General features: G+C 66.1%; 8 protein-coding genes. 3 read left to right on the top strand and 5 right to left on the bottom strand.

Annotated elements, in window-relative coordinates:
- Nucleotides 1-61: 61 nt before the first annotated feature.
- Nucleotides 62-187 carry a hypothetical protein gene (locus KHN93_RS21665; RefSeq protein ID WP_256468801.1) on the bottom strand — a complete coding sequence of 42 codons (126 nt, stop codon included), beginning with the start codon at nt 185-187 and terminating at the stop codon, nt 62-64.
- Nucleotides 188-228: 41 nt separating this feature from the next.
- Here KHN93_RS21665 and hutG point away from each other — a divergent pair, with 41 nt between their 5' ends.
- Together hutG and hutU are read left to right on the top strand one after the other, a co-directional pair.
- Entirely contained in the window at nt 229-1089 is an 861-nt protein-coding gene (gene hutG, locus KHN93_RS08555) for an N-formylglutamate deformylase (RefSeq protein ID WP_212579389.1), read from the top strand.
- 16 nt (nt 1090-1105) lie between these two features.
- Complete coding sequence (hutU, locus tag KHN93_RS08550) at nt 1106-2773, top strand: urocanate hydratase (RefSeq protein WP_212579388.1); 1668 nt, start codon at nt 1106-1108, stop codon at nt 2771-2773.
- A gap of 150 nt (nt 2774-2923) precedes the next feature.
- On the opposite strand, the gene KHN93_RS08545 is transcribed toward hutU, so the two are convergent.
- A complete protein-coding gene (locus tag KHN93_RS08545) occupies nt 2924-4012 on the bottom strand; it encodes a hypothetical protein (RefSeq protein WP_104559187.1) in 1089 nt (362 codons plus the stop codon).
- A gap of 197 nt (nt 4013-4209) precedes the next feature.
- On the opposite strand from KHN93_RS08545, the gene KHN93_RS08540 reads away from it, so the two are divergent.
- Nucleotides 4210-4938, top strand: coding sequence for a hypothetical protein (locus KHN93_RS08540; protein WP_039514302.1), 729 nt, complete (start codon nt 4210-4212; stop codon nt 4936-4938).
- Between the two features lie 226 nt (nt 4939-5164).
- Here KHN93_RS08540 and KHN93_RS08535 read toward each other — a convergent pair whose 3' ends face one another.
- The 3 genes from KHN93_RS08535 to mtnA all read right to left on the bottom strand — a co-directional run bounded on the left by KHN93_RS08535 (nt 5165) and on the right by mtnA (nt 11822).
- On the bottom strand, nt 5165-7642 hold the full coding sequence (locus tag KHN93_RS08535) for a membrane-bound PQQ-dependent dehydrogenase, glucose/quinate/shikimate family (protein ID WP_104559186.1): 2478 nt from the start codon (nt 7640-7642) through the stop codon (nt 5165-5167).
- Nucleotides 7643-7836: 194 nt separating this feature from the next.
- Nucleotides 7837-10548, bottom strand: a complete 2712-nt coding sequence (gene gyrA / locus KHN93_RS08530; RefSeq protein WP_104559185.1) for a DNA gyrase subunit A — start codon at nt 10546-10548, stop codon at nt 7837-7839.
- A gap of 209 nt (nt 10549-10757) precedes the next feature.
- Nucleotides 10758-11822, bottom strand: a complete 1065-nt coding sequence (gene mtnA, locus KHN93_RS08525) for an S-methyl-5-thioribose-1-phosphate isomerase (protein ID WP_212579387.1) — start codon at nt 11820-11822, stop codon at nt 10758-10760.
- Nucleotides 11823-12402 lie beyond the last annotated feature (580 nt).

Below are 12402 nucleotides of genomic sequence, written 5' to 3'. Positions count from 1 at the left end.
CCACGTCGCAGCCGCTGGAATGAGCTCGGCAGCGTGGTGTCCGCGCGTGCAAGGTTTTGCGTCACTGCCGAGCGCGCATCTGCGCGACGACCATGCACTGCGCGCGATACGTGCGCGCGGACTGCTTGCGCGTCAGGCCGTGGTGCGCGCTTGCGCGCCGCGCGCCGAGCGGATGCAGGCGCGACATCGTCGCGTCTTGACGATCGCACCAGCACAAGGCGCACCGCGATGAGCGCCCTGCCCTGGCTCAAGATCCACCGCGGCGATGCGCCGCTGATTCTCAGCTTCCCGCATACCGGCACCGAGCTGCCCGAGGAGATGGTCGACCAGTTCGTCTCGCCCTGGCTGGCACGCCGCGATGCCGATTGGTGGGTGCATCAGCTGTACGACTTCGCGCAATCCCTCGGCGCCACCACCGTGCGCACCGCGATCTCGCGCTCGGTGATCGACGTCAACCGCGATCCCAGCGGAGCGTCCCTGTACCCGGGCCAGAACACCACCGGCCTGTGTCCACTGACCACCTTCGACAACCAACCGCTGTATGCCGACGGCGCCGAACCCGACCAAGCGCAGATCGCCTGGCGCCGCACGCAGTGGTTCGACCCCTATCACGCTGCGCTCGCTGCCGAGATCGCGCGCCTGCGCACGCAACACGCCAGCATCGTGGTCTACGACGCGCATTCGATCCGCTCGCATATTCCGCATCTGTTCGATGGCGAGCTGCCGCAGTTCAACATCGGCAGCAACGACGACCGCAGTTGCGATCCGGCCCTGGCCGATGCCGTGGAGCAGCTATGCCGCAGCAGCGGCTCGAGCACCGTGCGCAACGGGCGCTTCAAGGGCGGCTGGATCACCCGCCATTACGCGCAACCCGGGCATGGCGTGCATACGCTGCAGATGGAGCTGGCGTGCCGCGGCTATATGCGCGAGCCGGACACCATCACCCCGCAGAACTGGCCCACGCCCTGGCCCCCCGCACATGCGGTCGCACTGCGCGCGGTGCTGCGCCACGTGCTGCTGGCCTGCCTGCAGTTTGCCAATACCACCGCTCACTCCTCCGCCACCACGCCGCCTGCGGCGCACCGTTGATTGCAAGGAAACCGGCATGACCCGTCACGATGCAACCCGCGTCATCCGCGCCGCCACCGGCACCACGCTCACCGCAAAAAGCTGGCTCACCGAAGCGCCGCTGCGCATGCTGATGAACAACCTGGACCCGGACGTGGCCGAGCGCCCGCAGGAACTGGTGGTCTACGGCGGGATCGGCCGCGCCGCGCGCGACTGGGAATCCTTCGATGCGATCGTCGCCGCGCTGACCCGCCTGGACGACGACCAGACCCTGCTGGTGCAGTCCGGCAAGCCGGTCGGGGTGTTCCGCACGCATGCCGATGCGCCGCGCGTGCTGATCGCCAACTCCAACCTGGTGCCGCGCTGGGCCAGCTGGGAGCATTTCAACGAACTCGATCGCAAGGGTCTGGCGATGTACGGCCAGATGACCGCTGGCAGCTGGATCTACATCGGCGCGCAAGGCATCGTGCAAGGCACCTACGAAACCTTCGTGGAGATGGGCCGCCAGCATTATGGTGGCAGCCTGGCCGGCAAGTGGCTGTTCACCGGTGGCCTGGGCGGCATGGGCGGCGCGCAGCCGCTGGCCGCGGTAATGGCCGGCGCCTCGTGCCTGGCGGTGGAATGCCGCCGTTCCAGCATCGACATGCGCCTGCGCACCGGCTACCTGGACACCTGGACCGACGACCTGGACGAAGCGCTGCGCCTGATCGAGGAATCGTGCACGGCGAAGAAGCCGCTGTCGGTCGGCCTGCTCGGCAATGTCGCAGACGTGCTGGACGAACTGCTGCTACGCGGGGTCAAGCCGGACCTGCTGACCGACCAGACCTCCGCGCACGACCCGATCAACGGCTACCTGCCGCAGGGCTGGACGGTGGAGGAATGGGACGCGAAACGCGTGAGCGCGCCGACGGAGGTGGAAGCGGCCGCGCGCGACTCGATGGCCAACCACATCCGCGCCATGCTCACCTTCCACGCACTCGGCGTGCCCACCGTCGATTACGGCAACAACCTGCGCCAGATGGCGCTGGAAACAGGCGTCGACAACGCGTTCGACTTCCCGGGCTTCGTGCCCGCCTATATCCGGCCGCTGTTCTGCCGCGGTATCGGCCCGTTCCGCTGGGTCGCGCTCAGTGGCGATCCCGACGACATCGCCAAGACCGATGCCAAGGTCAAGGAGCTCATTCCCGACGATGCGCATCTGCACCGCTGGCTGGACATGGCTGCCGAAAAGATCGCCTTCCAGGGCCTGCCTGCGCGAATCTGCTGGGTCGGTCTGGGCGACCGCCATCGGCTCGGCCTGGCCTTCAATGCGATGGTGCGCAGCGGTGAACTGAAGGCACCGGTGGTGATCGGCCGCGATCATCTGGACTCGGGCAGCGTCGCCTCGCCCAACCGCGAGACCGAGGCCATGGCCGACGGCTCGGATGCGGTCTCCGACTGGCCGCTGCTCAATGCCCTGCTCAATACCGCGTCCGGTGCGACCTGGGTGTCGCTGCATCATGGCGGCGGCGTCGGCATGGGCTTCTCGCAACACGCCGGCATGGTCATCGTCTGCGACGGCAGCGAGGCGGCCGACAGACGTCTGGAGCGCGTGCTCTGGAACGACCCGGCCACCGGCGTGATGCGCCACGCCGATGCCGGCTACGCCATCGCCACCGACTGCGCGAAGCAAAAAGACCTGGATTTGCCGGGCATTCTCGGCTGAGGATTCTCGGCCCGAGTTCCCTCGCCGACCGCGTGCACGCCGCACGCTGTCGGCACGCAGCACGCGGAGATCACCGGTTGTGAGCGCACCATCCGCAGCAGGCGACGACGATCCGCTGCGTTCTGCCGGCGGCTTCCAGCTCCATCAGGTCTACTTGCAGGCCGATGCAGCAGCGGCCAGCAATGCGTTGTCATCGAGCACCGGTGCCGCCCCGCTTGCTGGATAGGCCGCTGCGATCGCCTTCGCCGCGCGATCGGCGTCCGCCTGGATGTACCACTGCGACGACGGCGACAGCGAACGCCCGCGCACCGCCTGCTCGAATCGATACTGCCCCCAGTAGATCGCCAACGGCTCTTCCAGCGCGTTGAGCGGGTTACGCAAGGTGGCCGCACCCGGACACAGCCGCACGAAGTTGGCAGCGAGCATGCGTTTGCGCGCCAAGGGCTGCCCCGCAGACAGGTAATGACTCAATTCATGCAACACGATCGGCGCCCAGTCCATCGAGGCCGTGCCGGCACGCGCATCATGCTGCGAATACAGCAGCATGGTGCGTCCGCGTACCTTGGCCTGGGTGGTGTCCGGCTCCGGCCACCAGACGAATCTTGCCTGGAACACCGCAGGCTCCGGCACTGCAAAGAATGCCCGCATCTGCGCTGCCAACCGCGAGACGGCGGGCTTGGACAGTTCCTCGCCCAGCTCGCGCGCCTGTTGCTCGAAACGTGGTGCAACGGCGACCACGCGCCTGGCACGCGGAACGAAGCGGGCAAAATACGCGCGCAACATCGCCTGATCGTCTGCCGACTGCTCGGCAATGGCGTCGTCCGCTGACGCCTCAAATCCCGCATTCCCGAGGAAATGCCGCGAGAAAGGATCCACCTCACGGGTGGCATCTGGCGCAAACACGCGGTCGAGCATCTCCAGATCGTCGTCCTTTGCCAGCCCCGAGGTACGCCGACGGAAAGCTGCGTAGGCCACAAGTGCTGCACGATCGGCCGGGTCCAGCCCGCAATGGGTTTCGAAATAGCTGCGATACACGGGCGCCGTATAGCCCGGCAACCAGTCCGACAGGTTATCCAGCAGATTGAACAGGTCCGTGGCCTCGCTGTAACCCACCTGCGCGGGTGCCGATGACGGCATAGCTGGCGCGGCATGCGCGGTGGCACACATCACGACCCAGATCAGTCCGGCTGAGCGGACGCGCCGCAGCGTTGGCGGCCAGCGATCGATCCATCTGCGCATGCAAGGCTCCGGGCTGGCGGGTGCGCTGATTCGAGCATGCCGGGATACCGCCCGCCACGTGCCTTTGGTAAGGGGGCGCGAAAGCTTCCGGCTTCGGGTTGCAAGCGAGGACATCGTTGCCCATCACATTCTCGACGATTGCCCTCAAGTCCGCCGCGTGCGGGCCGACAAGGTATGCAACGTTTCGAGGGATCTCCATGGGCATCTTGATCTACCTGGTGCCTGCATTCGCGCTCTGGGCGCTGATTGCCACCGTGCTGGCGTTTGTGCGTGGCCGCCAGCTGCGCGCCGAATCCGGCCAGCTCGCCAGCACCCAGGACAGCCTTGCCCGCTACCAGGCTGCGCTCTCGCAGGCGAAGGCGCGTGCGGCCGCCAGCGTGCTGGAGCTGGAATCGCTGCAGCGCAGCTACACCGTCCTCAAGCAATCGCTGGAGCAGCAGGAACAGACGGCCGCCGAACAGGCGCCGGCTGCCGACAGCCAGGTGATTCCGATGGTGATGGTGCAGCGGCTGGATATCGCCAACGAGATCGGCACGTTGTTCGCGCACGTCGCACGGGTGGCACGCAGCCTGCGCCGCTACAGCGCCTACAGCCGCGGCCACACTGCGCCGGAACCGGCCACCGCCCGCTACGACCTGCATTGGCTGGCCGATTGCCTGCACAGCTTCGACCAGATCGGCTATGCCCTGTTGCGCGGCAACGTCGCGGCGCTGATCACCGCCTGCCAGGACCTGCTGTCGATGTACGACCACTATCTTAAGGACGGGTCCGGCTACAACAGCCGCGACACCTTCCAGCGCCTGAGCAGCGATGTGCCGCTGTCGGATGCCACCGATGCCATCCGTTCGATCATCGTCAAGGCCACGCTGGCGCAGGATGTGCGCGATGCGGTGATGGAAGATGCGGTTGCGGCTAACGTTGGGTGAGTCGGGAGTCGGGAATCGGGAATCGGGAATCGGGAATCGTAAGAGCGTGGGTGCGGGTTCTGTTGGGTCAACAGGTAGATGCATGCTGTTTGACCGCTTCCTGATGCAGCGACTGCTGTGATGCGATTGCCCATAAAAAAAGCGCACCGCTTGCGGTGCGCTTTTTCGTTTCAGGCCTCGGGAATGGCCGGCCTGCCTTGGTTGGCGGGTTTGACCGCTGCCTGCGTCATGGTGCCTGCTGCGGCAGCGCGTAGGCCACCACGGCATCGCCTGCGGGCGTTTCCATGAAGTGGTGGCCGCCGGCCATGATCACCAGATACTCGCGGCCGTTGTAGGCGTAGACCATCGGGTTGGCCTGGCCGCCGGCCGGCAGCTTGGCATGCCACAGCTCCTTGCCAGTGGCCAAATCGATGGCGCGGATCAGGTCGTCGGTGGCTGCGGCAATGAAGATCAAGCCACTGGCCGTCACCACCGAACCGCCATTGTTGGGCGTGCCGATCTCGATCGGCAGACCAGAGCGGATGCCGAACGGACCATTGCCGCGTGCGCTGCCGAACGGGCGGTCCCAGAGCGTCTTGCCGCTGGCCAGATCGATCGCACGGATGCCGCCATACGGTGGCTGCTTGCACAGCAGCTTGGTGAACGGCAGGCGCCAGCCGGCGTTGACGTTGATCGCATACGGCGTGCCGGCCTGCGGATCGCCCGCACCTTCCGCGCCACCAGCATCGCCGCGCACTTCATCGCGCGGTGCCCAGCCCAGTTTGTCGGCCTTGGCGCGCGGCACCAGCAGGTTGTAGTTAGGCATGTCGTTGTAGTTGGCCACGATCACGCCGCGCTGCGGGTCCACCGACACGCTGCCCCAATCCGAACCGCCGTTGTAGCCGGGATATTCGATCGAATGACGGTCGGCTTCCGGCGGCGTGTAGATGCCCTTGTAGCTGGCCTTGCGGAACTGGATGCGGCACACCAGCTGATCGATCGGCGTCATTCCCCACATGTCGCGCTCGGTCAGATCCGGCTTGCGCAGCGTGTGGTACAGCGAAAACGGCTGGGTCTTGGCACGCATCTGCGGCTCCACGCCACCACCTGGCACTGCGCGTTCTTCCACGCCTACCAGCGGCTTGCCGGTACGCCGATCCAGCACGTACAACTCGCCCTGCTTGCTCGGCAACAACACCGCCGGCACGTTGACACCGTCCTTGGGGAAGTCGATCAGGCTCGGCTGCGAGCCCAGGTCGTAATCCCACGCATCGATATGCGTGGTCTGGAAATTCCACACCGGCTTGCCGGTGGTGACATCCAGCGCCACCAGCGAGGTCGCGTAGCGATTCTCCTGCGGCGTGCGCGAGCTGCTCCAGTAATCGGCGGTGGAGTTGCCCATCGGCAGATACACATAGCCCAGCTGTTCGTCGGCCGCGGCGGTGGTCCACATGTTCGGCGTGCCACGCGTCCAGGTCTGGCCCGGCGGTGGTGCGCCGTTCCAGTCCGGATGGGTCATGTCCCAGGCCCAGCGCAATTGGCCGGTCACCGCATCGAAGCCCTCGATCACACCGGACGGCTCGTAACGCTTCTGCCCGTCCAGCACCTGATGGCCGGTGACCACCACCCCGCGCACGATGGCGGGCGGCGAATTGATCGACACATAACCCGGCGGCGTCTGCCCCATGCCGACGGTGATATCGACCTGACCGTTGTTGCCGAAATCCGTGCACGGCTTGCCGCTACGCGCATCCAGCGCGATCAGGCGGCCATCCAGCGTGCCTTCGATGATACGCGTGCGGCACAGCGGCGCCCCATCCGCTGCCACCGTTGCGGCGGCGTCGTTGGCTGCCGCCGGCACCTGGTAGTACGACACACCACGGCAGGCGGCCGTATACGGAATCGCCTCGTCCTTGACCTTGGGATCGTAACGCCAACGCTCCTTGCCACTGGCGGCATCCAGCGCGATCACCTGATTGCGCGCGGTGCACAGGTACAGGCTGTCGCCCACCTTCAGCGGCGTGGTTTCCGCACCCCAGCGCTTGCTCGGCAGGTCGCCGGTGTGGAAGACCCAGGCCTGCTTCAATTGTGCAACGTTGTCGCGGTTGATCTGCTGCAGCGGCGAATAGCGCTGCCCGGCCTGGCTGCGTCCATATGCGGCCCAGTCGTCGTCGGCAGGCGCATTGCCCGGCTGCCCGTCGGCGGCGGCCGGCGCTGCAGACGCGCTGCGCTTGACCAGACCCGCAGCCATGCCGGCGGCGTGTGCCAGCGCGCCATCGGCCTCGGTCACCCCAAACGGCACGAAGGCGAGCGCGAAGGCCACCACGAACACCGCCGCCAGAACGCCGGCCACGCTGCGCGACACCGCACGCGACACCGGGCGCTCCAGCTTCGGCAGCAGCAGCGCCAGCACGAATGCCAGGCCGACGATCAAGCCCAGCCGCGGTACCCAACGCCAGTAGTCGCTGCCCGATTCCCACCACGTCCACGGCAACGTCGCCGCCACCACTGCGGCAAACCACCACGCGCCCGCATTGCGACCGCGAAACAGCAATACGCCGGCGATCAGCAAGGCCACGCCCACAGGCGCGTAATACCAGGAGCCGCCCAGCGCGGCCAGCCACACGCCGCCTGCCAGCAGCACGGCGCCCAGCACTCCAATCACGCCTCCCAACGTCGCCAGCGCCCAGTGGCCGCGACGGGAAGGACGATGCAATGTCGTCATCAGTTGTTCCTCTTCGATCTGCGGCGACGCAACGCCGCCGCACCGCCCACAACCTTCGACCCGCGACGGTGAAAAAACCGCGTTCTTTGCGAACGCCGTCGAAAAACACTGCGTTGCAGATGTCACCGCGTGCAATAAAAAACGCCGGCTGTGCGCCGGCGTTTTTCTTCAGCTACGTTGCTCGCCAGATGCGATCACGCTTCGGTCGGTGGCAGATCGCCTGTGCTTGCTGCCGGTGCAACCGCTGCATCGTCCAGCACATCCTCTGCCTCATCCAGCGAGGCATCCAGGCGTTCGACCGCCTGCAGCTTTTCGCCCTTGGACAAGCGGATCAAGGTCACGCCCTGGGTATTGCGACCCACGCGCGAGATCTCCGAACCGCGGGTGCGCACCAGCGTACCGCCATCGGAAATCAGCAGCACTTCGTCGGTGGCGCCCAGCAGCACCGCACGCACCAGCTTGCCGTTGCGCTCGGTGGTCTGGATGCCGATCACGCCCTGCGTACCGCGGCCCTTGCGCGGGTACTCGGTCAGCGGGGTGCGCTTGCCGTAGCCGTTCTCGGTGGCGGTGAGGATGTAGGCCATGTCGTCGCTCTCGGCGACGTCGATCACTTCCGCCTCGACACCATCCGTACTCTCCACCACGTCCTCGACGCCCTCGTCCTCGACATCGCCTTCAACGCCGCCGGCACGCTCGGCCACGATCAGGCTGACCACCTCTTCGCCCTTGGTCAGACGGATGCCGCGCACGCCGGTGGCGGTACGGCCCATCGAACGCACGGTGGATTCGCCAAAGCGCACGGTCTTGCCGTTGGAGGCGAACAGCAACACGTCGCGATCGCCATCGGTCAAGGCCACACCGACCAGCGCATCGCCCTCGTCGAGGTTGATCGCGATCTTGCCGCGTGCCAGGCGGAACGCGAATTCGCTCAGCGGGGTCTTCTTGACCGTGCCGTTGCGCGTGGCGAAGAACACATAGCGGTTGTCGGCGTATTCGCGCACCGGCAGCACCGCCTGCACACGCTCGCCGGGTTCCAGCGGAATCCAGTTGATTATCGGACGGCCACGCGCATTGGAGCCGGCCTCCGGCAACTGGTACACCGGCAGCCAGAACACCTTGCCGCTGCTGGTGAAGGTCAGCAGCGTGTCGTGCGTGTTGACCAGCCACAGCTGGTCGATGAAATCCTCTTCCTTGGTCGCCGCCGCAGACCGGCCACGGCCACCACGGCGCTGCGCACGATACGCGCTGACCGGCTGGCGCTTGGCATAGCCGGCATGCGAGAGCGTCACCACCACGTCTTCCGGCGAAATCAGGTCCAGGATGTCCAGATCTTCTTCGCTGTGACGGATCTCGGTGCGGCGTTCGTCGCCGTACTCCTCGCGGATGTTGATCAGCTCGTCGCGGATCACCTGCAGCAACACGTCGGGGTTTTCCAGGATGCGGATCAGGCCCTGGATGACCTCGAGCAACTGCTTGTACTCGTCGGTCAGCTTTTCCTGCTCCAACCCGGTCAGGCGATGCAGGCGCATTTCCAGGATCTGCGAAGCCTGCACTTCACTGAGCTGATAGAAGCCGTTGGCCAGGCCCACGCCCGGGGCCAGATCTTCCGGCTTGGAGGCTTCGGCACCGGCGGCGCCCAGCAGAGCGCCGACCAGACCCGGTTCCCAGGTCTTGGCCAGCATGCGCTCGCGCGCCTCCTGCGGGTTGGCCGAGGTCTTGATCAGCTCGATCATCTCGTCGATGTTGGCCAACGCGACGGTCAGGCCTTCCAGCACGTGCGCACGCGCACGCGCCTTGCGCAGTTCAAAGATGGTGCGGCGGGTCACCACTTCGCGGCGGTGGCGGATGAACGCCTGCAGCATCTGCTTGAGGTTCATCAACTGCGGGCGGCCGTCGATCAGCGCCACCATGTTGATGCCGAACACCGACTCCATCTGGGTCTGCTGATACAGGTTGTTGAGCACAACCTCGGCCGACTCGCCGCGCTTGACCTCGATGTAGATGCGCATGCCGTCCTTGTCGGACTCGTCGCGCAACTCGCTGATGCCTTCGAGCTTCTTTTCCTTGACCAGCTCGGCGATCTTCTCGATCAGCCGCGCCTTGTTCACCTGATACGGAATCTCGGTGACGATGATCGCTTCACGGCCGTTGTCGGCCACTTCCACATCGGCCTTGGCGCGCATGCGCACGCGGCCACGGCCGGTGCGGTAACCGGCAGCGATGCCGGCGGTGCCGTTGATGATGCCGGCGGTGGGGAAATCCGGGCCGGGGATGTATTCCATCAGGCCTTCGACATCCAGCTCTGGCGTGTCGATCAAGGCGATGCAGGCGTTGATCGCCTCGGTCAGATTGTGCGGCGGGATGTTGGTGGCCATGCCCACCGCGATACCGGCCGAGCCGTTGACCAGCAGGCTCGGGAACCGGGTCGGCATGACCGTCGGTTCCTGTTCCTTCTCGTCGTAATTGGGCTGGAAATCGACGGTTTCCTTGTCGATGTCGGCCATCAGCTCATGCGCCAGCCGCGACATGCGCGACTCGGTGTAACGCATCGCCGCGGCGGAGTCGCCATCGACCGAACCGAAGTTACCCTGGCCGTCTACCATCATGTAGCGCAGCGAGAACGGCTGCGCCATGCGCACCAGCGTGTCGTACACCGACTGGTCGCCGTGCGGGTGGTATTTACCGATGACGTCGCCGACGATACGCGCCGACTTGAAGTAGGCCTTGTTGCTGTGTGCGCCCAGCTCGTGCATGGCGTACAGGACGCGACGGTGCACGGGTTTGAGGCCATCACGGGCATCGGGGAGTGCGCGGCCCACGATCACGCTCATCGCGTAATCGAGATAGCTCTTGCGCATCTCGTCTTCCAGATTGACCTGGATGATTTCCTTGGCGGTTTCTGCCATTCGGGTTCCGTAAGTGAGGTGGCGGGCGAGCCGGAAAGCCGCGTCGGGGGCGCCCTGACAACAGGCTGCCGACCCCACGCTCCCGCCGATCGATTCAAGCCCCGGATTGTATCACGAAGGGGCACCACGATGCCGCCGGTTTACCGGCCAGAAACAAGCACTTGCAGGATTTTGGCGGGACGATGCGGCGATAGTGCGCCGCACTGGCCTTAGCTGCCGAACGCCGCCTGCATGCGCGCCAGGTCCGGCTGCGCGATCACCCCGCGTTCGGTGACGATCGCATCGATCAGGCTGCCGGGGGTGACATCGAACACCGGATTCCAGGCATTGATGCCATCGGCCACCGTGCGCACGCCGCCGACCCCGAACAATTCGCCCGGGTCGCGCTGCTCGATCTCGATCTGATCGCCGCTGGCGGTGTCCATGTCCACCGTGGACGACGGTGCCACCACCATGAACTTGACGCCGTGGTGGCGCGCGGCGATCGCCAGCTGATAGGTGCCGATCTTGTTGGCGGTATCGCCGTTGGCGCAGATGCGGTCGGCGCCGACGATGACCCACTGCACCAGCCCGGACTTCATCAGATGCGCGGCGGCCGAATCGGCGATCAGGGTCGCGTCGATGCCGTCCTGCTGCAGCTCCCACACGGTCAGGCGCGCGCCCTGCAACCACGGCCGGGTCTCGCCGGCAAACACCTTGGCGATGCGCTGCTGCGCCATGCCGGCACGAATCACGCCCAGCGCGGTACCGAAGCCGGCGGTGGCCAATGAACCGGTATTGCAATGGGTCAGCACGCCGCTGCCGGTCTCGATCAACGACGCACCGAGCGCGCCCATATGCCGGTTGGCCGCCAGGTCTTCATCGGCGATGGCCTGCGCCTCGCGCGCGATCACCTCGCGCCAGTCGGCACCGGCAGCGCCCAACACGCGACGCATGCGCATCAGCGCCCAGGCCAGGTTGACCGCGGTCGGACGCGCGGCATTGAGCCGCAACAGCGCCGGCTCGAGCTTCTGCAAGGCCGCACTGCCGTCGTCGGCAGCGATGTCGCGCGCCGCCAGCACCACGCCCCACCCGGCCGCAATGCCGATCGCCGGCGCGCCGCGCACCGCCAGCGAATGGATCGCCTCGGCCACGGCGTCGCTGGTGTCGCAACGCACATGCTCGACCACGAAGGGCAGCTTGCGCTGGTCGAGCAGTTCCAGGGCATCGCCCGTCCACAGCAGCGGGCGGATATGGTCGTAGCGGGCGTAATCGATATGGGCGCTGTCGTTCATCCGGACATTGTAAGGCGCCCGGGCAGCCCAGTCAGTGGCCGCATTGCTCAGCCCGCCGGCGATGCCGCAAACCGAACTGGTCGAGTGCGCGGTGCCCGCACCGCTTGCGGGACACGCCGTGAATCCGTCCGTGGAGGATCCTTGGCGGCATCCATGCCGCCAAGGGTCCTGCAACCGGCGAGGACACCGCACCAGAGAGTTGGCCGGCAGCTTCTTGAAAGCCTGTAGCGCAGCCTGCGCGAGGCGGATGAGAAGTTGGCAGGCGGCGTGTTGAACGCCTTTCAGTTGCCCGGCTTGCAATGGCAAGGCAAAGAGAAACTGGCCGACGCACAGTGATCCAACCAGCGCACGTCATGCCCAGCTTGCACCACGCACACCGACCACCCCGACGGGTCCTTGCCCGCCTACCGTCGCGGGACCTTACGCGGCATGGATGCCGCGTAAGAGCCTACAAGGACGTACTTGCGGCGTGTCCCGCGATGGTGGGCGGGCAAGGGCCCTGCAACCGAGCCACAGATCGCCCGCTCCACGCCCGACGCATCCGCACCCCGTTCAATCACATCTCAGGACAACCGAAAGC

The organism is Xanthomonas arboricola pv. juglandis (assembly GCF_905367715.1).
Classification (GTDB): Bacteria; Pseudomonadota; Gammaproteobacteria; order Xanthomonadales; family Xanthomonadaceae; genus Xanthomonas; species Xanthomonas arboricola.
The sequence above is the reverse complement of the archived record's forward strand: the minus strand, read 5'-3'. Positions and strand labels throughout refer to the sequence as shown.